Below are 23,893 nucleotides of genomic sequence, written 5' to 3' on the forward strand. Positions count from 1 at the left end.
TGATTTAGGATGAAAAACAACCACACAACTACACGTGTAACTTATTAAATAACCTGGCATTATAACGACCTCAACCATAGCGTCAAAAGCTTCATCCTCGGCCTACCTTAACCTTGGTAAGACCGTCACACTTCCACAGGTTCAAATAACAAATTGGCATCGGCCAATTGGCGGCTAATTGCCCCAATGTTGCCAGCACCTTGAGTCAGTAATAGGTCACCCTCTTGTAACACCCCAGGTAAAATCGTTTCTAATTGCTGTGGATCGGCGACAAAAATAGGGTCAAGTTGCCCACGTTGACGAATTGAGCGACACAAGGCACGACTATCGGCGCCCGGCACTGGTGCTTCACCAGCGCTATATACATCGAGTAACAACAAGCAGTCGACCTGAGCCAGCACATCGACAAAATCATCATACAAATCGCGAGTACGGCTGTAACGATGGGGCTGATACAGCATCACCAGACGCTTATCCGGCCAGCCAGAGCGAGCCGCCCTAATGGTTGCCGCGACTTCACTGGGGTGATGCCCATAGTCATCGACTAACATCACGCTACCCGCTTGAGTGTTAAATTCACCCAACTGCTGAAAACGACGGCCAATACCCTGAAATTCAGCCAAGGCTTTAACAATGGCATCATCTTCAATTTCATCTTCGGTTGCCACGGCAATAGCCGCCAAGGCATTAAGCACATTGTGTTGCCCAGGTAAGTTAACGCTTAAGTCCAGATCGGCCATCGCCTCACGGCGCACGGTAAAGCTACAACGATAACCTTGCTGTACAAAATTGAGCGCCTGCACATCGGCATCTTCGCTAAAGCCGTAAGTCACCACCTTGCGACTGATGCGAGGCAACAACTCTCTTACCACTGGGTCGTCAATACAGGCCACCGCCACCCCGTAAAAAGGCAGATTGTGCAAAAAGTCGATAAAGGTGGCTTTGAGCTTCTCAAAATCACCGCCATAGGTGTCCATGTGATCGGCTTCAATATTGGTGATCACACTCACCATAGGTTGCAGGTGCAGGAAGCTCGCATCACTCTCGTCCGCTTCGGCTATCAAATAACGGCTCTTACCTAAACGTGCATTGGTGCCGGCGCTATTAAGCAAACCGCCAATGACGAAAGTAGGATCGCGCTCAGCCTGACCATAAATACTGGCAATTAAACTGGTGGTGGTGGTTTTACCATGAGTACCGGCAACGGCAATGCCGTGACGATAGCGCATCAATTCGGCCAGCATTTCTGCCCGGCGAACAATGGGAATGCGCAGATCTTTAGCCGCCAAAATTTCAGGATTAGTGGCATCAATCGCGGTGGACACCACTACCACATCGGCGCCTTGCACTTGTGCAGCCTTATGGCCGATATATACAGTGGCGCCTAAACGACGTAAACGAGTGGTCACAGCATTATCGGCGATATCCGATCCACTTAGACGGTAGCCCTCATTGAGCAACACTTCGGCAATACCCCCCATACCCGCACCACCGATGCCAACAAAATAGATCTGTTTAACCCGGCGCATCTCAGGGATAATGCTTCTTAAAGGGGCGTATTTTTCTTCGGTTTTACTCATCTGAATCCTTATTTGCCAGCGCGGTGCACACGGCCGCCACTCGCTCTGTTGCATCTAACACTGCGACACTTCTCGCCAATTCGCCCATCTCTCTCAGGGCGTTGCGATCACTCGCCAGCATCTGCAGTTTACTGATCAATTTGTCACTATCTAATACGGCTTGCGGCAATAAAAAGGCGCCGCCTGCCTCAACTAATACTTGGGCATTTTTGGTTTGATGATCATCTACCGCATGGGGATAAGGCACCAACATACTCGGTAAGCCAACCGCCGCCACTTCTGACACCGTCAGCGCGCCAGCGCGGCACAACACCACATCGGCCCAGCGATACGCAGCTTCCATATCATCAATAAATTCAGCCACTTTGACTATGCCTGACTGGCCACGTTGTAAATAGTCGTTTTCAACACTCGCCAGGTTGCCTTTGCCCACCTGATGCCACACAGTGATCGAATGATGCTGACTCACCTCAGCCACCACTGCCGGCATTAAGTCGTTAAAGACCTTAGCGCCCAAACTGCCGCCCACCACTAACACACGCAAGGCGTCATCGGTGCTGACTGCGCGGCGCTGGCCTAAGTTAATCAGCTCGCGGCGTATGGGGTTACCCACCACTTCGGCGCCACTCTCAAAGGTGTTATCGAAAGCACACAGCACACGGCTGGCGATACGCGACAACAGTTTATTGGTCATGCCGGGAATTGCATTTTGCTCATGCAACACCAGCGGAATACCGCTAAGCCTTGCGGCTATGCCACCAGGACCACTGGCAAAACCGCCCATGCCTAATACCACATCAGGCTTAAATTCGTTAATCACCTCACGGGCTTGCATAATTGAGCGCACAATTTTAAACGGCGCCGCCAACTTACGCAGCACACCATTACCACGCACCCCTTTGATATCGATAAAGTCGATATCAAAGCCATGCTGAGGCACAAGGCGCGCCTCCATCCGCTCTGCGGTGCCCAACCAACGCACCTGCCAGCCTCGTTTGGCTAAATGCTTGGCCACCGCTAACGCCGGGAATACATGCCCTCCCGTGCCGCCAGCCATGATCAAAATACGTTTTTGTAAGACCATTATTTCACCTTGCCTTGTACTGCCTGTATCAGGCTTAATCGCCGTTCATGGTCAATTCTAATTAATATCATCGCGGCCGCGGTCATCACCCAAAGGCTACTGCCGCCATAGCTAATAAAAGGCAGAGTTAACCCTTTTGTCGGCAACATGCCAATGCTAGCCCCCACATTGACCACGGTTTGAAAGCAAAACCAGATGCCAATTGAATAGGCTAAATAGCCTTCAAAAGCCCTATCTCTGAGTAAGCATAAATTGCCCAGCTTAATCGCCCGAAGCGCCACAAATAATAAAGCCGACAACACAAAAATGATGCCAACAAAACCCAACTCTTCCCCAATCACCGCAAAAATAAAGTCGGTATGAGCCTCGGGGAGGTATTCCAACTTTTGAATACTGTTACCCAATCCTTGACCAAACCAGTCGCCACGACCATAAGCCATTAACGATTGCGTCAATTGGTAGCCGCTACCAAAAGGGTCCTGCCAGGGATCCCTAAACGAAGTGACTCGTGCCATCCGATAAGGCTCTAACATCACCAAGACAACAAATGCCACCGCACCGGTTAAGATCAACGCAAAGAAGTCGAGCAATCTCGCCCCGGCTAAAAACAATAACCCGACCGTGCCCACAAACAGCACCACCACAGTACCTAAGTCCGGTTGCAGTAAGATCAAGAAGGCATAAAGCGCAAATACTGCGATCGGTTTATAGAAGCCTTTAGCGTTCTCACGCACCTCTTGATGTCGCCTGACCAAATACCCAGCCATGTAGATCGCAAAGGCAAACTTAGCGAGCTCAGCCACCTGAATGCGCACCGGCCCAACGGCTAACCAGCGTGTGGCACCATTAACCGTGGTACCGATAAGGGGCACCAAGACCAACATAATGCCAACCAACAGCAATAATATCGGACTAAACTGTTGCCAACGGTACATCTCAACTCGCAATACCGCGGCGGCGATAATCACACACCCGCAGATATAGGCGACATGACGCCACACAAAATGAAATGGATTACCGGTTAATGTCTGTGCCTCTGGCATAGAAGCCGACATCACCATAATAAAACCGAAACAAATTAAACCGATAATGGCAAACAGTAACGAGCGATCGTATAGCTGCATGCCCGGCGCATCACGCTGACTAAACAGATTAGGTAGCGACCAATGAAGGCCGCTTCCAAATAGGTTGAGTTGGCGCTCATGGCTACGCATGCCCAGCCTCGGTATCGAGCGCAATGACTTGCGCACGAAAATCGTCGCCACGTTCCATAAAGTTACGATACATGTCGAGGCTAGCGCACGCCGGTGATAGCAGCACTATGTCGCCATCGTTCGCTAAGCGAGCCGCTTGCTCAACCGCTGCGGCCATAGAGTCGACCTTTATTGCGCCGTCAAACAATGCCGCAATATTATCGCCATCTTTGCCTAAGGTGATTAGCTGGCTGACGCCCTGCAGTGCATCTTTAAGCGGCGAAAAGTCTGCGCCTTTACCGTCACCACCTGCGATGAGTAAAATCTCACCGGTATGGCTAGCCAACCCTTGTAATGCCGCCAGGGTAGCGCCCACATTGGTCGCCTTAGAATCATTCACATACATCACGCCATGGCGTTTCGCGACTAACTCACAACGGTGAGCTAACCCGGTAAACTGCTGGGCCACTTGCACCATAGCGGCCTTAGGGATATCGGCGCTATCGGCTAGCGCCATCGCGGCTAACAAGTTAGCGTGGTTGTGGCTGCCGACAAGGGCAAGCTCGCTTACCGCCACATATTCTGTGGTGCCATGCACCAGCATGCCGTGCTCAATGCCCCATTCATCGCCTTCAGGGGCCGATAGGCCAAAGCTTTGCAGGTTCATCGGCTCGCCAGGCATGGTTTGCGCGTCATCGCGATTGACAATCACCAACTTAGCCTGAGCATATAGACTTAACTTGGCCTGACGATACGCCTCTAAATCGGCGTAGCGATCCATATGATCTTCACTGATATTGAGACACGTTGCGCTAATACATTTAAGGCTGTGCGTGGTCTCTAATTGGAAACTAGACAGTTCCAGTACATACAAGTCTGCTTGCTGGTCAAGCAGATCTAATACTGGCACGCCAATATTGCCGCCCAGGGCATAATCAAGCCCGGCACTCGCGGCCATCTCTCCCACCAATGTCGTGACGGTTGACTTGCCGTTTGAGCCAGTGATACCAATCACGCAGGCTGGGCGATCGGCTATCGCACGAGCAAACAGCTCCACATCACCGACCACATCAATCCCCATATCGCTAGCAACCCTAATTTCCGGGGTATCGAGCGGGATGCCTGGACTAATCACAATTTGGCTCGCTTGCACTAAATAGCGACAATCAAATCCACCGGTAAGCAACTCGACCTGCGGGAAATCACAGCTCAGAGCTTCACGGCCAGGCGGATGCTCGCGGCTGTCCATCACCAGTGGCGTGATCCCTTGTTTCGTTAAATAACGCACCACCGACAGCCCTGTGGCTCCCAGTCCTAATACTATGTGCGTATAACTACTCGTCATGAGTGTTTACCTTAACTTTAAGGTTGCTAAGCCTAGCAACACTAAAAACAGTGAAATAATCCAGAAACGAACAATCACCCGTGGTTCTGGCCAGCCTTTTAATTCGTAGTGGTGATGGATGGGTGCCATTCTAAAAATGCGTTGGCCGCGCAGCTTGTATGATCCCACCTGCAAGATGACCGACACGGTTTCCATTACAAATACGCCGCCCATGATCACCAGTAAAATCTCTTGGCGTACTAGCACGGCTATGGTTCCGAGCGCCGCGCCTAATGACAAAGAGCCCACATCGCCCATAAAGACTTGTGCTGGGTAAGTGTTAAACCACAAGAAACCCAAGCCTGCGCCCACAATTGCGGTGCAGACAATCACCAACTCACCTGAACCTGGCAGATAGGGAATGTGTAAATAGCTAGCAAACTGCACGTGCCCTGAAAGATAGGCAATCAGAGCAAACGCCGCCGCCACCATCACCGTTGGCATAATCGCCAAGCCATCGAGACCGTCGGTCAAGTTAACCGCGTTACTTGACCCAACAATGGTGAAGTAAGCCAAGACGATAAAGAGCCCACCCAACTGCGGCATCACATCTTTAAAGAACGGGACCACCAACTGGGTTTCGCCCACAGTTTGCGCCGAAGCGTACAAGTAAAAAGCGATGGCCAGTGCTGCTAATGATTGCAAGATATACTTCCAGCGAGCAATCAAGCCCTTGGTATCTTTACGCACCACCTTACGGTAGTCATCAATAAAACCAATCAGACCAAAAGCCGCCAGTACAAACAACATCACCCACACATAACGGCTGCCCAAATCTCCCCACAGCAGCACACTAATAAACACGCCGGCTAAGATCAGCAATCCCCCCATGGTAGGGGTTCCGCGCTTACTAAAGTGTGATTCAGGGCCATCGTTACGCACCACTTGGCCAATTTGCAATAACTGCAAACGTTCAATCATCTTAGGCCCCCACCACAGGCTAAATAGCATGGCAGTTAACAGACCAAGGATCGCCCTAAATGTCACATAAGAAAAAACGTTAAACCCTGAATAATACTGGGTTAAATACTCAGCCAGATAAACCAGCATTAACACAACTCCTTGCGCTCGAAGGCGGCAATTAGGGCTTCGACCACGCGCTCCATTTTGGCACTGCGAGAGCCTTTGACTAACACAGTCAAATCTCCATCTAACTGGTTAAAATAATTAATTAAATCGACTACTAACTCATCTAAATGGGTAAAGTGTTGCCCCGAAAATGCGTCACTGCTGTTTCGGCTAAGCTCTCCGAGTGAGAACAAGGCATCGATCCCTTGCAACTTGGCCTTTTCACCGAGCTGCCAATGTAAAAGGGACGCATTGTCACCTAATTCGCCTAAATCGCCCAGCACTAAACAGCGATTTCCGTTAATTTCTTGAAGCCAGTCAATTGCCGCCCCTACCGAGGCAGGATTGGCGTTGTAACTGTCATCGACTAACAAAATTCGTCCCAGCTGTGTGGGCAACATACGGCCTTTTACCGGCATCAATTTGTGTAAGCCATCGACAATCTCGTGCAGCGACAGCCCTAAGGCTAAACAACATGCGGTGGCTGCTAAGGCATTACTCACCTGATGGCGCCCCGACAACGGCAAACTCACCGGATAGCACTGCTGCTGATAGTGCAGGTTAAAGCAATAGCGTCCCACTACATCGGCCCGTAAGTCGCAAGCGACGACATCGGCCCGCTTAGCAAGCTCTGGCTCAGCTTCAGTGCTCTCTTGTATCGAAAAGGTCAGCTGTGCAATGCCTGCGACCGCAGCATGCATCACATCGGCAAAAGCGTCATCGGCATTGATCACCGCAACGCCTGCTTTTGCCAGATGGTTGAAAATTTCAGACTTGGCCTTAGCCACACCGTCCAGTGAACCAAAACCCTCTAGGTGCGCCGAGGCGACATTATTAACCAGAGCCACATCCGGTTGCACTAAAGATGAAGTGTAATTAATCTCGCCGATATGATTAGCGCCTAATTCGAACACGCCAAATTCATGTTGCGGCTCTAAACGCAGCAGGGTTAAGGGCACGCCAATCTCATTATTGAAGTTACCCGCGGTGTAAAGTACCTGATGCCGCTGAGACAAAATCGTCGCGACCATCTCTTTAACACTGGTCTTGCCATTAGAGCCGGTCAGCGCCAGCGACTTAGGCGCAACTTGTTGTTTTACAAAGGCACCTATTTGGCCCATCGCCAGCTGACTATTGCCTACGACCAACTGCGGTACGGGTAATGGCAACACACGCTCGACTAACAAAGCCGCGGCTCCGTTATCAACCGCTGTGGCGGCAAAGTCATGGCCGTCGAAACGCTCCCCTTTTAGGGCGACAAATAAGGTCTGCGCATCGACGGCGCGGCTATCGCTAGCCACTTTGCTTACCGTTAAGTCATCACCGACTAATCTGCCACCGAGTTGAGTGGCTAACTGCGTTAAGGTTAAGGGGATCATACGGCTCTCCCAGCAATCGCGGCCGCTAAGGCGCGTTCATCATAATCGATACGGCGCCCAGCTATCTCTTGATAAGCCTCATGGCCTTTACCTGCCAGTAAAATTAGATCGCCCGGGGCTGCATTGGCCACCACTTGCTCAATCGCTTGCTGGCGGTCAACATTTGTCAGCGCCATCTCAGGTTGAGTAAGTCCGGCGATAATATCGGCAATAATAGCTTCGGGGGTTTCGCTACGGGCATTATCACTGGTGACCATTAGACGATCGGCATGCGCCTCGCCAGCTTGTGCCATCAATGGGCGTTTGCCTTTATCCCTATCGCCACCACAGCCAAACAGACACCACAGCTGCCCTTGACAATGGCCTCTAAGCGCCGTTAATGCTTGGGCGAGTGCATCTGGCGTGTGGGCATAATCCACCACTAACGTCACGCCATTTTGGGTCGTAAAACGCTCCATGCGCCCAGCGACAGGTTGTAACCTTGCCACATGCTTAAGCAGCTCTGCCATGGAGTAACCACACAGATACAAAGCTCCTAATGCGGCGACCAAATTGGCCAGGTTAAATATGCCCAATAATGGGCTATCCACTTGGGCTTGTCCCTCTGGCCAAACTAATGTGGCACTGACGCCATTAGCATGTTGCTTTACCTCTGTGGTGTAAATGGCAGCACGAGGATGAGCGTTAACGCTGTAACCGACAAGGGGTTGGCCATGGCTATCATCGAGCCACTGCTCACCAACAGGATCGTCGATATTAAGTAGCCCATGAGACAAGGAGGCAAAACGAAATAACCGCTGCTTTGCAGCGCCATAGGCGTCCATCGTACCGTGATAATCGAGGTGATCACGGCTTAAATTAGTAAATACCGCCACATCAAAGGGCACCGCATCGACACGCCCTTGTACCAGCCCATGACTCGATACTTCCATGGCACACACCTGTGCGCCTTGGCGATTAAACTCATGCAGCTGACGCATCACAGTAATAGGATCGGCAGTGGTATTACCGCTATCGACTAACTGCCCCCAAATCCCATTACCTAGGGTACCCATAACCGCACTGCGACATGCCATGCTCTCACACAACTGGGCAATTAATTGGGTAACCGACGTTTTGCCGTTAGTGCCAGTCACGCCGATGATTTTACAACGCTCGACGCCCAAGTGATAAACTTGCGCCGATAAGGCTGACAACTGACGTGATAGTTGAAAGAAAAAAATCTGTAAGCCACCTTCATGGCTCACTTGCCCATGCAACTCTGGCGAGTCGGTATGCACAATGGCGGCATTCGCACCATTTGCAAAGGCGGTTGCAATATATTGCCGACCATCGACCTGGTGGCCAGGCACGGCAATGAAGACACAGCCAGGCGAAATATCGCGGCTATCTAAACTTAAATGTGTCATCGCTTCTGGGCCCGCATAATGAAACCAGGGCGCCAGTACATCACGCAGTAACATTATTCACCTCTCCTAACATTACCGGCTAATCTCACTTTTTCTGGAGCACTAATAGGCTCAACATTCAACATCTGTAACGCCCCTGACATCACTTTGGCAAACACTGGAGCTGCAATATCACCGCCATAATAACGATCGCCTTTGGGTTCGTTGACCACGACGACAATCGCCAACTTAGGATTATGTACCGGAGCCACACCAGCGAATAACGCCACGTAGTCGTCACCATAGCCACCAGCTACCGCCTTACGTGCTGTGCCCGTTTTACCCGCAACCGGGTAACCATCAATATGGGCTTTCTTGGCGGTGCCACCGGGCTCGGTCACCCCGATCAGCATCTGCATTACGTTTTCGGCCACCTCGGTCGATACCACGCGCTGCCCTTCAGGTGGCTGATTTAATTTAAGAATGGATGAAGGATACAAGATGCCACCACTGCCGAGCATGGCGTACATTCTGGCTATCTGCAGCGGCGTTACTGTTAAGGCATAACCAAAAGAGAGGGTCGCACGTTCAAAATCAGACCAGCGGCGGCGATCATGAATGAGCCCGGCGCTTTCACCCGGAAGGTTAATGCCTGAATAGCTGCCCAGCCCCATCGCTTGGTAATAACCTAATAGCTCTTGCACCGGCATAGAGAGCGCAATTTGGGTCATGCCCACGTTGCTTGAATGCACCAATACATCGGCAAGGCTCATGTCACCGTAGTTACGTCCATCACGCACAATTTTGCCGCCGATGCGAATGCGCCCCGGATGAGTCTTAAAAATCTGATTGGCTTCAATGGTGCCCGCTTCCAATGCCGCCGCGACCACAAACGGCTTAATGGTTGAGCCCGGTTCATAGGCATCAGTAAGGGCACGATTACGCATGCGGTAACTCTGCAAATTTTCGCGAGAGTTAGGGTTGTAAGAGGGTGTATTCGCCATCGCTAGCACTTCACCGGTATGCACATCGAGCACCACAATCGATGCGGACGTGGCTTGGTTAATTTCCGTGGTACGCTTAATCTCGCGGTAGGCTAACTGCTGAATGCGCTGATCGATACTGAGCACTAAATCATTAGAGTTTTCACCCGCTTGCACCATGTCTAACCGTTCAACCACATGACCATCGCGAGACTTACGTACCTGTTGCTTAGTCGGCGTGCCCGTCAGCCAGTCGTTATAGGTATTTTCAATGCCTTCAATACCGATATCATCAATATTGGTCAGCCCCACCAGCTGCGCCGAAATTTCACTGGTTGGATAGTAGCGCCGTGACTCGGCTTTTAGGTACACGCCGGGTAACTTAAGCTGCTTAATGTAATCGGCAACGGCGGGCGTGACTTGGCGCTTAAGGTAGGTAAAGCGTCGCTTAGGGTTTGATTGCACCCGCGCCAGAATCTCGCTTTTAGGTTCGTGCAATACGTCGGCCAACGCTTGCCAGCGACGCATATCGGCAAAACCGTCTTTATCATGCACCACTTTAGGATCGGCATAAACCGCCTTAACCGGCACACTTACGGCAAGCATTTCGCCGTTGCGGTCGGTGATCAAGCCTCGATGTACTTCGCGGCTCGTGGTACGTAACGTGCGCATATCACTCTCGTGACGCAGTCTTTCGGGCTCAATAATCTGAATATACGCCGCGCGTCCCACTAAGCTGGTAAACAACAGACACACAAACGCCACGACGACGTATAGACGCCAGTGGATAAGTTGTGGTTTTTGCTTACGTTTAGCCTGCTTTTTCACGGTATTCTTATCACCACTTCTTCGTTAGGCAAGGGCCTAATCATCTCTAATTCTTTGGTCGCTATACGAGTCACACGGCTGTGCTCAGATTGCGACTGCTCTTCTAACAGCAAATTACGCCACTCAATATCGAGGCGGTCACGCTCTTGCAATAACTCTTCCCACTGACTGGTGTATTTGCGACTGGCATGGCTGGTGTACACCACCAACACGGCATTAGCTAACACGGCCACCGCGAGCAACAGCACCCACTTGTGATGCCATAAATCCAACAACACGATGCGGGTCAAGTTGAGCTGTGTTTTACTCACTAGCGCCCCTTATCTCAAAACGCAACGCGAAGTTAATAATCGAGCCGCTCAGCGATGCGTAATACCGAACTTCGGGCTCTGGCGTTGCGCTCAATCTCTTCTGCTGACGGCTTAATCGCCTTACCTATCGGCTTGAGTAATTTAGTTTTATTGATTTCAGCCTCGGTAATAGGTAAACCGTGAGGCACAGACTCTCCCTGACTGTGGCGGCGAATAAAACGCTTTACCATACGATCTTCTAACGAATGAAAACTGATGACCGATAAGCGCCCTTGTGGTGCAAGCACACTTAAAGCGCCTTCAAGCGCTTGATCTATCTGTTCTAATTCGCTGTTAATGTAGATACGAATCGCTTGAAACACTCGAGTTGCAGGGTGTTTGTTACGCTCTTTACTCTTACTGATACGCGCGATCAAATCCGCTAACTCTTTGGTGCGTAAAAAGGGGGTTTTATCACGATCGGCCGCGATGCAGCGGGCAATATGACGGGCGTTTTTCTCCTCGCCATAGGTTTTAAATACCCAAGCCATATCTTCAATTTCGGCGCGAGCTAGCCATTGTGCTGCGGTTTCGCCTTGTGAGTTATCCATGCGCATATCGAGCGGACCATCGCGCAGAAAGCTAAAGCCACGTTCGGCATCATCAAGTTGCGGAGACGAAACACCAAAATCAAATAAGATGCCGTCTATCTTACCTTTGAGGTTAAGCTCGTTAACATATTGCGCTAACTGACCAAACCCACCATGCACGATAGTAAAACGTTTATCATCAGCAAACTGCTCCGCTGCGGCAATCGCCTGCGGATCGCGATCGATAGCGATGAGGCGACCAGTGGAGCCTAACTGCTTGAGCACTTCTCTAGAGTGCCCACCACGTCCAAAGGTGCCATCAATATAGATGCCATCAGGCTTAATGTTGAGGCCTGCTACTGTTTCGTTTAACAGTACTGATAAGTGCGCAAATTCTTGAGTCATCGCTCTCTTCTATCTATTAGGTTAATCTCTTTATTACAAAGAGAAGTCAGCCAAACGTTCGCTATCCGCAAACGCTTCGCTTTGAATCATTTCATGGCTAAGTTGGATCTGTTGCTGCCATTGCGCTTCATCCCACAGCTCAAATTTATTCAATTGGCCCACCAACATCGCACGCTTGTCTAAGTTGGCGTACTGACGCAGAGGAGGGGGCAATAGCAGGCGCCCATTGGTGTCTAATTCACATTCGTGGGCATAGCCGAGTAACATTCGTTTCAACGAACGCTCTGACTTTTGGGTGTCTGATAACCGCAATAACTTGGCTTCGATCTTCTGCCAAGCTTCTAGCGGATATAGCAGTAAACAGGGGTCGTCAAAATCGACAGTAATGACCAACTGACGATTAAATTCGGCGTGCAACGTCTCCCGGTATCGCTTTGGAATGGCGATCCGTCCTTTAGTATCAAGGTTTATAGCGCTCGCACCACGAAACACGTCAATTCATCCTTGTTAAAATTAATAGATCCACAAATATCCACAATTTCCCACAGATGCTAAGTTTAGAGATACTATGCAAGTATTGTCAAGGAATGAAACTATTTATAAAGCCAGTATTCAAGCGGCTTAGCGGCATGTTTGTAAATATTTAATAACAGGGATAATTCACTACCTAAAAGTAGTATAGAGGGATTGCTATCCCATTGTTACAGTACAAAATATCATCAAAACTACCTGAATAAGCCATAAAGTGGATCGGCCACCCTTATATTGATCGATCAGGTATTGGTTTATAGCGCTCGGGAGCATGTCCGAGAGTCAACAACTCGCTACTAGGCGAGTAGCACAAGCTTTAGGGCTCAATACCCGCGTTAGCCGTTATTTCGACTTATATAGCTAGCCACACGATTGTACTGGCACTGCATTCGTTAGTTGGCAGCTTCTCGTATCCTTACGGCTTGAGCAAACAAGATTGGTAAAAATAATAAAAACAAAATAGACTAAAAATTAACCACACTTAGCCGATATAGGTTAGGACAAGGAAGATAAAGTGAATACTTAGGCCGGGGGAAACAACATGATTAGTTTAGACAGTGTATACGCCATGCTGGCAAGACCTGTGATTCAAGTCTCCAAACGTAAGCGGATCGTTGAGCAAACTGAACATATTGAGGCTATTCATGCCGACAGCCATGAGGCGCCTCAAGCTCAATTGCCGCCGCATTTAGAGCGACGGAAACAAAAAGAGCGACGCGCTAACCCGCGCGGCGATAGGCGCGGCCGTGCACATCGTAAAGCCCAAGAACAGCGCGCTCAAGATGAGGCCCTGTCATCCCCTTTACCCCGTATTGATATCGAAGTATAGGTTTAGCTTAGCGTAACCAGACAAGCCACAATAACTAGTGTTCAGTCACTTGTGCAACCGCCTGCTTCCACCCCAGATATAACGCTTGGCGCGTATCACAACTGATTGACGGACGAAAACACCTATCTACTCCCGCCTTATGCTTTAACTCTGCTGTAGATTGCCAAAACCCTACAGCAAGCCCCGCCAGAAATGCCGCGCCCATGGCGGTCGTTTCAGTCACTGCCGGACGCTGCACTTCAACATTGGTAATATCAGCTTGAAACTGCATCAAGAAATCATTTGCCACCGCGCCGCCATCGACTTTTATCTGCTTTAATTGCACGCCACTATCTTTAAGCATGGCATCGAGTAGATCCTTACTTTGGTAGGCGATAGCCTCAATCGCGGCACGGATAATATGATTACGGTTAGCCCCACGAGACAGGCCCACCAGAGCGCCACGGGCATTGGCATCCCAATAAGGGGCGCCTAATCCCACAAACGCAGGCACCAGATATACGCCATTAGTGTCACTCACTTTTGAGGCGAAATATTCGGTATCTTGGGCATCACGAATAAGCCCTAATTCATCACGCAGCCATTGGATTGTCGCCCCGCCCATAAATACCGAGCCTTCTAAAGCGTAATTCACTTCACATTGGGCACCAATGGCAATAGTGGTCAATAGCCCATGACGAGATTGCACTGCCTGCAGGCCAGTATTCATCAGTAAGAAACAACCTGTGCCATAGGTATTTTTAGCCATACCTTCATCTATACATAACTGACCAAAAAGCGCCGACTGCTGATCGCCCGCCATGCCTGCAACAGGGATCTCACCGCCCTCACCGGCAATACGAGTATTACCATAGATGGCACATGAGGGTTTAACTTCAGGTAACATGGATGCGGGGATATCGAGCTCATCAAGCAACAGTGGATCCCACTGTTGCTTGTGAATATCAAACAACATGGTACGCGAAGCATTAGTGGGATCGGTCACATGGACCTTGCCCTCCGTCAGTTTCCAGACTAACCAAGTATCGATAGTACCAAACAGCAAATCGCCTGCTTGGGCCTTCTCCCTCGCTCCTACAACATTGTCTAAAATCCAGCGGATCTTAGTGGCTGAAAAATAGGGATCGAGCAATAAGCCAGTGGTCTGCTGAATATATTCGGTTAGGCCACGCTGCTTAAGTTCCTCACACAGAGGCTGACTGCGACGGCATTGCCACACAATCGCATTGTAAATGGGCTTACCCGTGGTTTTATCCCACACAACGGTGGTTTCACGCTGATTAGTGATCCCAATTGCAGCGACCTCATCGCCATGAATGCCAGCGCGGGCTAAGGCTTCAATTAAGGTCGAACTTTGTGATGACCAGATCTCCATCGGATCATGTTCAACCCATCCCGCCTTGGGGTATATCTGTGCAAATTCTCGCTGCGAAACGGCAACAATATTGGCATCATGATCAAAAATCATCGCCCGTGAACTGGTCGTGCCCTGATCCAGCGCAATGACATAACGCTTATCCACTATAACAACTCCATACTCTGACTTAATAGATTAACGCGCTTCATCGGCAGAGTTAACATCTGGCACATCATCACAGGCATGAGCCGGCAAATACCAAAACTCGGCAATTTTGCCCTCTTGCACTCTAAAATTACCAATACTGCATTGACTCAGCTCTTCGCCTTCGTGAGTCCAACTGACTCGCTCGACCGTGCTGACATAATGCGATGAATCGATCATCTGTAAAATAGTGGCCTTGGGATGGGTTAAGGTTTCGAAGTAATCTGTCATCGCCGCACCAAACTGACTCTTATTAGCCGTTTCAATATCGACTTGGCTGCCCGTAATGTGCATCCAGCGTACATCATCGGTCACATACTGCATCATCTGCTCGACACTGTGTTGGTTATAGGCGTCAATAAAGCCTTTAACTACTTCTGTTGACTGGGGGTTGGCAATAGCCGACATCGGCAGTAGCGCTATGCTTGCGGCTAGGAGTAAGGGTTTCATTTTGCACCTCTTATATGAATTAAAGTCAAACCAATAACACCATAACGGCCGACGCAGTAATACGGCAACAATCAAGGATAGTGAATAATAGTTTGATATTGAGAAGAATATAATCGCCTAAGATCCATTTTGCGAATAAAAGTTACTCACCACCTCATACCAAAAGCACCATTGCCCCAGGGCGAGATCGCGAACATAATTTGAGCTATTAGGGTGATATTCGCTCAAATAGCTGGACGGGCCATATTGGCTGTGATCTTATACTCTCTTTTGTGGAGAGCCCTATGAACTCCGGTGCATTTCAACAGTTCTTCAGTTCCTTAGAAGATCCTCGTCAGTCAGCCAAAGTCGAGCATCTATTTACTGATATTTTATTCCTCGTGGTTTGTGCCTCAATAGCTGGGGCACAAGGTTGGGAAGATATCGAAGATTTTGGCGATCTCCACTTTAACTGGTTTGCCAAAAAAGGACTTTTTAAGAATGGGTTACCTGTTCATGACACTATTGCTCGAGTCATATCGAGAATAGATAGCGAGCAGTTTCAGTATTGCTTTATCGACTGGATGAAGTCTGTTGCTGAGTTATCCGACGGTCAGCTTATTGCGATAGATGGTAAACGGCTATGTAGTTCATATAATCGCGAGAACAGACTGTCAGCCATCCACATGGTAAATGCCTTCGCAACAGAAAATAACGTCGTGCTTGGGCAAGTTAAAACCGAAAGTAAGTCGAATGAAATTACCGCCATTCCCGCATTACTGGCGCTGTTGGATATAAAAGGTTGTCTGATATCAATAGATGCCATGGGATGTCAGACAGATATCGCCGAACAAATTATTGAGCGGGGTGGAGATTATTTACTTGCCGTAAAAGGTAATCAAAAAACACTGCATAATGCCGTTCGTAAGGCGCTTGGCAGCGAGATTGACGAAGAAGTGCTTTGCTTAGAGAAGCAGCACGGACGTAACGAAGCCAGAGCCTATTGTGTTATGGACGCAGGCAGCTTAGCCGACGCTTTCCCTGAATGGAAAGGGCTTAAAAGTATTGGTGTTGCGTTAAGCTATCGTCGAACGAAAAGCGGCAATGAATCCCTTGAGTACCGTTATTACATCAGTTCGGCCAAACTGAGTAAGGCTCGTTTTGCCAATGCAGTACGCAGCCACTGGGCGGTTGAAAATAGCCTGCATTGGGTATTGGACGCGTCGATGAAGGAAGACCAATGTCAAATATATAGAGGCAATGCGGCGGAGGTATTGTCCGGAGCAAGGAAGATAGCGTTGAATATGCTCCGAGCGGAAACAACTCGAAAAATCAGTATCCCACGCAAACAGAAGCGTGCACACGGCAGCACTGATTATCTGGAGCAGGTACTAACAGCAGGCTTAAAGACGTTGGGTGATATTTAAGCATTCATGCTCTCACCCTGACCATTGCCCCAATAACTTGCATAAAAAAAGGGTCGAAGCATAACGCTTCAACCCTTTTTAAATTCTGTTAGCCCTTAAAAACGATAGCTTGCCTGAACACCGAATAACATAATGTTACCGCTGGTGGTACCGCTAAATGTGCCGCCAAAAGGAGCAGATGTTAGATCAGACGCGATACCTGGGCGCGGCTCCTTGACTGCAGACTCGTCGGCAAAGATATAGGTAACGCCGACATCTAGATCCAACTGCTTGCTCATCTTATAACTGTAACCGGCGCTCACCCAAACACGGTCCATTTCAGGGATCGTAAGGGTACGGTTGTCATCCGACACTGCCGATTTGTCATAAGCGACACCAGCACGCAGTGTCGATAACGCCGACAGGTCATAGGTCGCGCCTAAGGCAAAGCGATAGCTGTCTTGCCAGTTTTCTTGCTTCACCAGTTGTGTTGGCTCAGGTAGCGCTGGGATCACGGCTTCTAGCTTTTCAAATGAACTCCAATCAGTCCAATTGATGCTCGCGTGCACCGCAATATCATTACTTAGCTGGTGAAAAGAGGCGATCTCAGCCGTTGCCGGCAACGACAACTCCATAGAGCCAGCTAGCTGCTTGTTTGGATCGAGTGGGTTGAAGGCAAAACCATTGGCTTCACCTTCAAGGGTTTGATCAACCGCTGAGCGGTAGTTAACACCGATACGATGCGCATCGTTTAACTGCCAAGCGGCACCTAACTGCCAACCCCAGGCGACATCATCGCCTTCCATATACTTAAGACTCGTGCCTTTAGGTACAATAATGCTACCCATTTCTGGGGGTAACGTCACCTCAGCAGAGCTCTTAGCACCGATGCTACCTTCGCCTAAGACTAAACGTACACCAGCACCAACACTGAACTGGTCATTAATACGGTAAGCCACATTTGGGTTAATTTCGATTGTAGTCACTGACGCTTCGTTACCAAACTGGGTGCCGCGGAAACTGTCATCTAACTCGGTCGCCATACCGAAGTTACTACCGATACCTAGGCCTACAAACCACTGGTCATTCAACTGATGCGACAGGTAAAAGTTAGGCACTACCGCGTCATCAGCAATATCTTGTGCAGAAGTGGCATTAATACCATCGGTATAAGTAACTTCGCCATTGATATCGATATTTGGCATAACCAAAATCGCACCCGCGGTCATTTGAGTGCCCGCTAAATAAGTTAGCATGGCTGGATTGCGGTTTTGCACGGCAGCGTTATCCGCCATCGCCGCTTCACCGGCATAGGCGCGGCCTAAACCTGTGGCTGAATATTCTGCAAGCTGAAAGCCTGCTGCTTGAACTTGAGTTAAAGGCGCCGTCATGGCTGCAAGTACCGCTAAAGATAAAATACGCTTATTCATCGTGGCTCTCTTATTGTTATCATCTGACTTAGAGTTATCACTCCAGTCTTTTAGTGAGCCGCAGTCTACTTACGCAGAATATCTTTACAAGCAAAGAAATCATTTTAGTTAATTATGCTAACAACCTCGCTTCAGAGCAGTGAAATACACAGTAAGTCGCTCATAAAACTTGCACGAAACTGGCTAAAAATGTGATCCATGTTCACTTAACCAAGCCTGAAAGCATATAACAAAAAACAAAAAACCTTATTTATCATATAAATATATGCGAAAAATTAATAACACAAGTGTTCACTATTACTCATTAAAAACGGCAGCATAAATCACTACTCTTGCTCGGCTCACATAAAAAAACACAACACAAACACATTAAGTCATTGTAAGTAAAGATAGTTACTTACATTTACACGCGGCCAATATAGCAAAGCCAGCACAACACATTGTTGAACTGGCCCAATTTTGAACAGGTACAGTACAGCTGTACGCTAAAAATTTAAGGTAACATTAAGCTCGCCAAGCGGGACTCTGCGCCTCATAAGCAGCAATAGCCTCGCTGTAGGTTAAGCTAATGCCGATGGCATCCAATCCATTAAGTAGGTTGTGTCTCGCCGATTCGGCAATCGTAAAGGCAAACTCGGCACCTGAAGGCGCAATAACGTGTTGGCGCTGCAGATCAACCGTCACCTGGGCACCTTGCTGTGCGCTGACCTCATCCATCAACTGTTGTACTTGCGCCTCAGTCAAACAGACAGGCAACAGGCCATTGTTGATTGAGTTGCCATAAAAGATATCGGCAAAGCTTGGGGCGATAATCACTTTAAAACCAAAATCGGCTAAGGCCCATGGCGCATGCTCGCGGCTTGAGCCACAACCAAAGTTCTCTTTGGCGAGCAACACTGATGCGCCGGCATAGCGCGCTTGGTTTAAGCCAAATGCAGGGTTAGGTGTATCCCCAGCGTCATCAAGATAACGCCAGTCATGAAACAGATGCACTCCAAAACCGTCACGAGTCACCTTAGATAGAAACTGCTTAGGGATGATTTGATCGGTATCGATATTAGCGCTATCAATCATGGTCGCTAGGCCAGTATGAGTGGTAAATGCTTGCATAATGCTCTCCTAATAGGCTTTGCGAATATCGACGAAATGACCAGCAACCGCAGCAGCGGCAGCCATGGCTGGACTCACCAAATGGGTGCGACTGCCGCGCCCTTGGCGTCCTTCAAAATTACGGTTACTGGTGGAGGCGCAGCGATCGCCCGCTGCTAACCTGTCGTCATTCATCGCCAAACACATAGAGCAACCGGGCAAGCGCCACTCGAAACCTGCATCAATAAAGATTTTATCTAACCCTTCGGCCTCGGCCTGTTCTTTCACTAGGCCTGAGCCTGGCACCACTATGGCGGTAACGCCCGCAGCCACCTTGCGCCCTTTGGCCTGATGTGCCGCTGAGCGCAGATCTTCGATACGCGAATTGGTGCACGAGCCGATAAACACTTTATTAATGGAGACGTCAGTCATGCGGGTCCCCGCTGTAAGCGCTACATACTCAAGGGCTTTTTCGATACTGCTGCGGGAGGTAGGATTGGTTTCATCCAGCGGATTAGGTACCGGCTGATCGATAGCCACCACTTGACCAGGATTGGTGCCCCAAGTCAGTTGCGGTGCGATGTCCGCAGCCTGTAACACCACATGAGCATCAAAAACAGCATCATCATCGCTGCGTAATTCACGCCATGCGGCAACGGCACTCTCCCAATCGGCCCCTTTTGGCGCAAATTCACGCCCTTTGACATAATCGATAGTCGTCGCATCGGGCGCCACCATCCCCGCCTTGGCGCCCATTTCAATCGCCATGTTACACACAGTCATACGGCTTTCCATCGACAGGGCTTCAATCGCCTCACCACAGAACTCAACCACATAACCCGTACCGCCATCCATGCCGATTTTACCGATAATGGCCAGCACGATATCTTTAGCGGTAATGCCATCGGCAACGTGACCACGCACCTCAATCTTCATGGTTTTGGCTTTAAGCTGGCGCAAAGTCTGCGTCGCCATCACATGCTCAACCTCAGAGGTACCAATACCAAATGCCAGTGCGCCAAAAGCGCCATGGGTCGCGGTATGGGAATCACCACACACAATGACAGTGCCGGGCAAGGTGATCCCCAGCTCTGGGCCCATCACATGCACTATGCCTTGGTTTTTATGGTGAATGTCATAAAGACGAATACCAAACTCTTCGCAGTTTTGCGCCAAGGTTTCTACTTGGATGCGAGCCATTGGGCTTAGGGCATCTAAGCTGGCACTCTTGGTGGAGGTATTGTGATCCATGGTGGCAAAGGTTTTTTCAGGGGCGCGCAATTTACGACCCGCCACCTTTAAGCCACTAAACGCTTGAGGTGATGTCACCTCGTGCACCAAATGTCGATCAACATAGATCAGTGGCGCTTCGCCTTGGGGTGCGGCAACAATATGGCTGTCCCATACTTTTTCATAGAGTGTCTTCGCCATTAGTTTGCCTCTCTGACTGCTTGAGCGATGTAGTCGCCCATTTCACGGGTTGATTTGGCATTACCGCGCTTGCTAGCGGGCAATAATTCTGCGGTTAAATAACCGTCGCTAAGCGCCTTAGCCACAGCGACCTCGATAGCCTCTGCGGCCTGTTCTAACTTAAGACTGTGGCGCAATAATAAGGCGGCAGAAAGGATTTGAGCTACGGGATTGGCAATGCCTTGGCCTGCAATATCCGGTGCACTGCCACCAGCGGGTTCATACAAACCAAAGCCATCACTATTAAGGCTGACCGATGATAGCAAGCCCATTGAGCCAGTTAACATGGCGATTTCATCGGAGATAATGTCGCCAAATAGGTTGGAACACAGCATCACGTCAAAATCGAACGGACGACGTAGCAGCTGCATGGTGGCGTTATCGATATAGATATGTTCAAGCTCAACATCGGGAAAATCGGCAGCCACCTCTTCAACCACTTCACGCCATAACACCGAGCAGGCTAACACATTGGCCTTATCGACCGAGGTCACTTTTTTGCGGCGCCCTTGGGCGGCTTGGAAGGCGATTTTGGCAATGCGGCGGATCTCTTTGCGGCTGTAACGCATAGTGTCGAAGGCTTCTTCGTTTTCGCCTTCACCTTGGCGCCCTTTAGGTTTACCAAAGTAAATACCACCAGTGAGCTCTCGTACACATAACACATCAAAACCTTGTGCTGATATGTCGCTGCGCAGCGGCGACATGTGCTCTAAACTTAGGTGTAATTTGGCTGGGCGGATATTACAAAATAGCTCAAAGTGGCCTCTAAGTGGCAGTAACGCGCCGCGCTCGGGTTGCTCATTAGGAGGCAAGTGTTCCCATTTTGGCCCTCCCACAGAGCCAAATAATATGGCATCGGCAGTTTCACACCCCTTGAGTGTCGCCTTAGGTAATGGACAACCGTGATTGTCGATGGCCGCGCCGCCCACATCGTATTCGCTGTATTCGATATCTAAGTTAAACCGCTCTTCAACGGCGCTCAGTACCTTGCGTGCTTCGGCCATAACTTCTGGCCCAATACCATCTCCGGCGAGCACTGCTATTTGATAACTCATTAATCACCCACTCCCTGCTTATTTACTCAATTATGGTCAAAAAGGTCCGCTCATGTTGGCGTTACACACCACCCAATACCGCCCGGCCTTGTTGAATTTTAGTTTTATTCTCAGCGACCTTATCGGCACGCCATGTTAGGTTCATCACATGGATAAGGGCTTGTACAGAGGCCTCAACCACATCGGTTGCCAGCCCCACCCCATGGAAATTCTGCTCATGGTACTTAGCGGTAATGTCGACTTGGCCTAGGGCATCTTGGCCTTCGCCTTTGGCGCTTAATTTATAGCTAGAGATATTGATTTGGCAGTCACTGGCGCGGGTAATGGCGTTGTACGCAGCATCGACCGGACCATTGCCCGTAGCGGCTTCGGTGACCACTTGCTCGCCCACCTCTAACGTCACCGTCGCGGTGGCCTGTCCTTGGGTGGAGTCAGAATGCACCACTAACTGTTGCAATTTATATTGATTTTCATCATCGGCCTGCGCCTCTATAAAGACCAAGGCTTCAAGATCATAATCGAACACTTGGCCTTTTTTGTCCGCCAGCTTTAAGAAAGCCTCATAGAGGGTATCCATATCATAATCGTGCTCGGCATAACCCATCTCTTGCATGCGATGCTTAATCACATGACGGCCTGAACGCGAGGTCATATTTAAATTATTACGATTTAGCCCTATGCTCTCGGGTGTCATGATCTCATAGGTATTTTGCGCCTTAAGCATGCCATCTTGATGGATACCCGAAGAGTGAGTAAACGCATTCGCCCCCACAATCGCCTTATTGGCTTGCACTGGCATATTACAAAGCTGACTGACGAGGTTAGAGGTGCGGTGGATCTCTTTGGCATTAATGCCCGTTTCTAACCCTAATGCCGCTTTTCGAGTGGCTAAGATCATGGCGATCTCCTCTAGCGAGCAGTTGCCGGCACGCTCGCCGATACCATTGACGGTACATTCAATCTGCCTAGCACCATGCTGCACTGCGGTAATTGAGTTAGCCACAGATAGCCCTAAGTCATCGTGGCAATGTACAGAGATCACCGCTTGATCGATATTGGGGACACGGTTGAACAGGGTTTCGATGATGCCGCCAAACTCGCTGGGGATGGTATAACCCACAGTATCAGGAATATTGATGGTCTTAGCGCCCGCCTTAATGGCTTCTTCCACCATTCGGCAAAGATTATCGATTGGCGTACGCCCTGCATCTTCGCAGGAAAACTCGACATCATCGGTAAAACGACGGGCGTATTTGACTGCCGCCACCGCCATCTCAAGCACTTGGTCGAAAGAGCGTTTTAACTTACTTTCTACATGGATGGTCGAGGTAGAGATAAAGGTGTGAATACGAAATTGCTCCGCGACCGATAACGACTGAGCAGCGGCATCAATGTCTTTCTCTAGCGCACGGGCTAAGGCGCAGACTCGACTATTTTTAATCGTGCGGGCAATGGTTTGCACCGAGTCAAAATCTCCTGGAGAAGAGACAGGAAAGCCCACCTCCATCACATCTACACCGAGTCGTTCCAGTGATAGTGCTATCTGTAATTTTTCCTTCACCGTTAAACTGGCCGCCAGCGCTTGCTCACCGTCACGTAAGGTTGTATCAAATATTATCACTCGGTTAGACATCTCGTTTCTCCGTGGAACGACTAGGTTCTATGTTGCGTTTTTATCCAATCCATATACAAAAAAACCCCGCGGTGTTGAGCGCGGGGTTTATGAATGCTGTTGTTATTAAGCGTGCAACACTACATTCTCCGCGCAGGTTCTGCGAGAAGGAGAATAATGAGGTTGAGTAGGGCACGGTTAGTCATCATCTTTTATCTATTCAAAAAAAATAAGTATTTATTCGACATTATCAAGGTAACGCTTAACTTTTTAACGTGTACAGCCTAAATAGTCAACCCCATTCTTTTC

20 protein-coding genes are annotated in these 23,893 nt (G+C 49.4%); 2 read left to right on the plus strand and 18 right to left on the minus strand.

Annotation, left to right across the window (positions count from 1 at the left end):
• Window positions 1–125: 125 nt before the first annotated feature.
• Genes murC through mraZ form a run of 11 tightly spaced genes read right to left on the minus strand, consistent with a single transcriptional unit; the run spans window position 126 to window position 12,664 of the window.
• Window positions 126–1,580 carry a UDP-N-acetylmuramate--L-alanine ligase gene (murC, locus tag AC5YBX_RS15715; protein ID WP_494524009.1) on the minus strand — a complete coding sequence of 485 codons (1,455 nt, stop codon included), beginning with the start codon at window positions 1,578–1,580 and terminating at the stop codon, window positions 126–128.
• Window positions 1,573–2,664, minus strand: coding sequence for an undecaprenyldiphospho-muramoylpentapeptide beta-N-acetylglucosaminyltransferase (murG, locus tag AC5YBX_RS15720; protein WP_494520743.1), 1,092 nt, complete (start codon window positions 2,662–2,664; stop codon window positions 1,573–1,575). The genes murC and murG overlap by 8 nt, the downstream gene beginning before the upstream one ends.
• A complete protein-coding gene (ftsW, locus tag AC5YBX_RS15725; protein WP_475515048.1) occupies window positions 2,664–3,878 on the minus strand; it encodes a cell division protein FtsW in 1,215 nt (404 codons plus the stop codon). The genes murG and ftsW overlap by 1 nt, the downstream gene beginning before the upstream one ends.
• Entirely contained in the window at window positions 3,871–5,202 is a 1,332-nt protein-coding gene (gene murD, locus AC5YBX_RS15730; protein WP_494524010.1) for a UDP-N-acetylmuramoyl-L-alanine--D-glutamate ligase, read from the minus strand. The genes ftsW and murD overlap by 8 nt, the downstream gene beginning before the upstream one ends.
• A gap of 6 nt (window positions 5,203–5,208) precedes the next feature.
• Window positions 5,209–6,291 (minus strand): phospho-N-acetylmuramoyl-pentapeptide-transferase, encoded by a 1,083-nt coding sequence (mraY, locus tag AC5YBX_RS15735; protein WP_494520740.1) that lies wholly within the window; start codon window positions 6,289–6,291, stop codon window positions 5,209–5,211.
• The gene (locus tag AC5YBX_RS15740) at window positions 6,291–7,688 is read right to left on the minus strand and encodes a UDP-N-acetylmuramoyl-tripeptide--D-alanyl-D-alanine ligase (protein ID WP_494524011.1); all 1,398 of its coding nucleotides are present in this window, start codon (window positions 7,686–7,688) and stop codon (window positions 6,291–6,293) included. Before AC5YBX_RS15740 ends, mraY begins: the two co-directional genes overlap by 1 nt.
• Window positions 7,685–9,154: a UDP-N-acetylmuramoyl-L-alanyl-D-glutamate--2,6-diaminopimelate ligase gene (gene murE, locus AC5YBX_RS15745; RefSeq protein WP_494524837.1), complete on the minus strand. Its 1,470-nt coding sequence runs from the start codon at window positions 9,152–9,154 to the stop codon at window positions 7,685–7,687. The genes AC5YBX_RS15740 and murE overlap by 4 nt, the downstream gene beginning before the upstream one ends.
• A complete protein-coding gene (locus tag AC5YBX_RS15750; RefSeq protein WP_494524012.1) occupies window positions 9,151–10,887 on the minus strand; it encodes a peptidoglycan D,D-transpeptidase FtsI family protein in 1,737 nt (578 codons plus the stop codon). The genes murE and AC5YBX_RS15750 overlap by 4 nt, the downstream gene beginning before the upstream one ends.
• Entirely contained in the window at window positions 10,884–11,198 is a 315-nt protein-coding gene (ftsL, locus tag AC5YBX_RS15755; protein ID WP_494520737.1) for a cell division protein FtsL, read from the minus strand. The genes AC5YBX_RS15750 and ftsL overlap by 4 nt, the downstream gene beginning before the upstream one ends.
• 32 nt (window positions 11,199–11,230) lie before the next feature.
• Window positions 11,231–12,172, minus strand: coding sequence for a 16S rRNA (cytosine(1402)-N(4))-methyltransferase RsmH (rsmH, locus tag AC5YBX_RS15760; RefSeq protein ID WP_494520736.1), 942 nt, complete (start codon window positions 12,170–12,172; stop codon window positions 11,231–11,233).
• A gap of 33 nt (window positions 12,173–12,205) precedes the next feature.
• Window positions 12,206–12,664, minus strand: a complete 459-nt coding sequence (gene mraZ, locus AC5YBX_RS15765; protein WP_494520735.1) for a division/cell wall cluster transcriptional repressor MraZ — start codon at window positions 12,662–12,664, stop codon at window positions 12,206–12,208.
• A 580-nt stretch (window positions 12,665–13,244) separates the two neighbouring features.
• On the opposite strand from mraZ, the gene AC5YBX_RS15770 reads away from it, so the two are divergent.
• Window positions 13,245–13,532: a hypothetical protein gene (locus AC5YBX_RS15770; RefSeq protein ID WP_494520734.1), complete on the plus strand. Its 288-nt coding sequence runs from the start codon at window positions 13,245–13,247 to the stop codon at window positions 13,530–13,532.
• Window positions 13,533–13,566: 34 nt separating this feature from the next.
• On the opposite strand, the gene glpK is transcribed toward AC5YBX_RS15770, so the two are convergent.
• Complete coding sequence (gene glpK, locus AC5YBX_RS15775) at window positions 13,567–15,054, minus strand: glycerol kinase GlpK (RefSeq protein ID WP_494524013.1); 1,488 nt, start codon at window positions 15,052–15,054, stop codon at window positions 13,567–13,569.
• Window positions 15,055–15,084: 30 nt separating this feature from the next.
• On the minus strand, window positions 15,085–15,543 hold the full coding sequence (locus AC5YBX_RS15780) for a nuclear transport factor 2 family protein (RefSeq protein WP_494524014.1): 459 nt from the start codon (window positions 15,541–15,543) through the stop codon (window positions 15,085–15,087).
• Window positions 15,544–15,827: 284 nt separating this feature from the next.
• Here AC5YBX_RS15780 and AC5YBX_RS15785 point away from each other — a divergent pair, with 284 nt between their 5' ends.
• Window positions 15,828–16,949 carry an ISAs1 family transposase gene (locus AC5YBX_RS15785; protein WP_494523788.1) on the plus strand — a complete coding sequence of 374 codons (1,122 nt, stop codon included), beginning with the start codon at window positions 15,828–15,830 and terminating at the stop codon, window positions 16,947–16,949.
• Window positions 16,950–17,044: 95 nt separating this feature from the next.
• Here the strand turns inward: AC5YBX_RS15785 and AC5YBX_RS15790 are convergent, their stop codons facing one another.
• From AC5YBX_RS15790 to leuA, 5 genes are all read right to left on the minus strand, one after another.
• Complete coding sequence (locus AC5YBX_RS15790; protein WP_494524015.1) at window positions 17,045–18,358, minus strand: outer membrane protein transport protein; 1,314 nt, start codon at window positions 18,356–18,358, stop codon at window positions 17,045–17,047.
• A gap of 504 nt (window positions 18,359–18,862) precedes the next feature.
• A complete protein-coding gene (gene leuD, locus AC5YBX_RS15795; protein WP_494524016.1) occupies window positions 18,863–19,468 on the minus strand; it encodes a 3-isopropylmalate dehydratase small subunit in 606 nt (201 codons plus the stop codon).
• Window positions 19,469–19,477: 9 nt separating this feature from the next.
• Window positions 19,478–20,878 carry a 3-isopropylmalate dehydratase large subunit gene (gene leuC, locus AC5YBX_RS15800; RefSeq protein ID WP_494524017.1) on the minus strand — a complete coding sequence of 467 codons (1,401 nt, stop codon included), beginning with the start codon at window positions 20,876–20,878 and terminating at the stop codon, window positions 19,478–19,480.
• The gene (gene leuB / locus AC5YBX_RS15805; RefSeq protein ID WP_494524018.1) at window positions 20,878–21,972 is read right to left on the minus strand and encodes a 3-isopropylmalate dehydrogenase; all 1,095 of its coding nucleotides are present in this window, start codon (window positions 21,970–21,972) and stop codon (window positions 20,878–20,880) included. Before leuB ends, leuC begins: the two co-directional genes overlap by 1 nt.
• A 61-nt stretch (window positions 21,973–22,033) precedes the next feature.
• Window positions 22,034–23,605: a 2-isopropylmalate synthase gene (gene leuA / locus AC5YBX_RS15810; protein ID WP_475515062.1), complete on the minus strand. Its 1,572-nt coding sequence runs from the start codon at window positions 23,603–23,605 to the stop codon at window positions 22,034–22,036.
• Between the last annotated feature and the right edge of the window lie 288 nt (window positions 23,606–23,893).

It is taken from the genome of Shewanella sp. 492 (assembly GCF_059338445.1).

What these genes read in the sequence shown, in the direction of transcription:
- mraY (WP_494520740.1), bottom strand. Translation starts at nt 6,291, where the DNA reads ATGCTGGTTTATCTGGCTGAGTATTTAACCCAGTATTATTCAGGGTTT.
- leuA (WP_475515062.1), bottom strand. Translation starts at nt 23,605, where the DNA reads ATGTCTAACCGAGTGATAATATTTGATACAACCTTACGTGACGGTGAG.
- ftsW (WP_475515048.1), bottom strand. Translation starts at nt 3,878, where the DNA reads ATGCGTAGCCATGAGCGCCAACTCAACCTATTTGGAAGCGGCCTTCAT.
- leuD (WP_494524016.1), bottom strand. Translation starts at nt 19,468, where the DNA reads ATGCAAGCATTTACCACTCATACTGGCCTAGCGACCATGATTGATAGC.
- leuC (WP_494524017.1), bottom strand. Translation starts at nt 20,878, where the DNA reads ATGGCGAAGACACTCTATGAAAAAGTATGGGACAGCCATATTGTTGCC.
- leuB (WP_494524018.1), bottom strand. Translation starts at nt 21,972, where the DNA reads ATGAGTTATCAAATAGCAGTGCTCGCCGGAGATGGTATTGGGCCAGAA.
- murG (WP_494520743.1), bottom strand. Translation starts at nt 2,664, where the DNA reads ATGGTCTTACAAAAACGTATTTTGATCATGGCTGGCGGCACGGGAGGG.
- murD (WP_494524010.1), bottom strand. Translation starts at nt 5,202, where the DNA reads ATGACGAGTAGTTATACGCACATAGTATTAGGACTGGGAGCCACAGGG.
- rsmH (WP_494520736.1), bottom strand. Translation starts at nt 12,172, where the DNA reads ATGACTCAAGAATTTGCGCACTTATCAGTACTGTTAAACGAAACAGTA.
- murC (WP_494524009.1), bottom strand. Translation starts at nt 1,580, where the DNA reads ATGAGTAAAACCGAAGAAAAATACGCCCCTTTAAGAAGCATTATCCCT.
- AC5YBX_RS15785 (WP_494523788.1), top strand. Translation starts at nt 15,828, where the DNA reads ATGAACTCCGGTGCATTTCAACAGTTCTTCAGTTCCTTAGAAGATCCT.
- AC5YBX_RS15740 (WP_494524011.1), bottom strand. Translation starts at nt 7,688, where the DNA reads ATGATCCCCTTAACCTTAACGCAGTTAGCCACTCAACTCGGTGGCAGA.
- AC5YBX_RS15780 (WP_494524014.1), bottom strand. Translation starts at nt 15,543, where the DNA reads ATGAAACCCTTACTCCTAGCCGCAAGCATAGCGCTACTGCCGATGTCG.
- AC5YBX_RS15790 (WP_494524015.1), bottom strand. Translation starts at nt 18,358, where the DNA reads ATGAATAAGCGTATTTTATCTTTAGCGGTACTTGCAGCCATGACGGCG.
- AC5YBX_RS15770 (WP_494520734.1), top strand. Translation starts at nt 13,245, where the DNA reads ATGATTAGTTTAGACAGTGTATACGCCATGCTGGCAAGACCTGTGATT.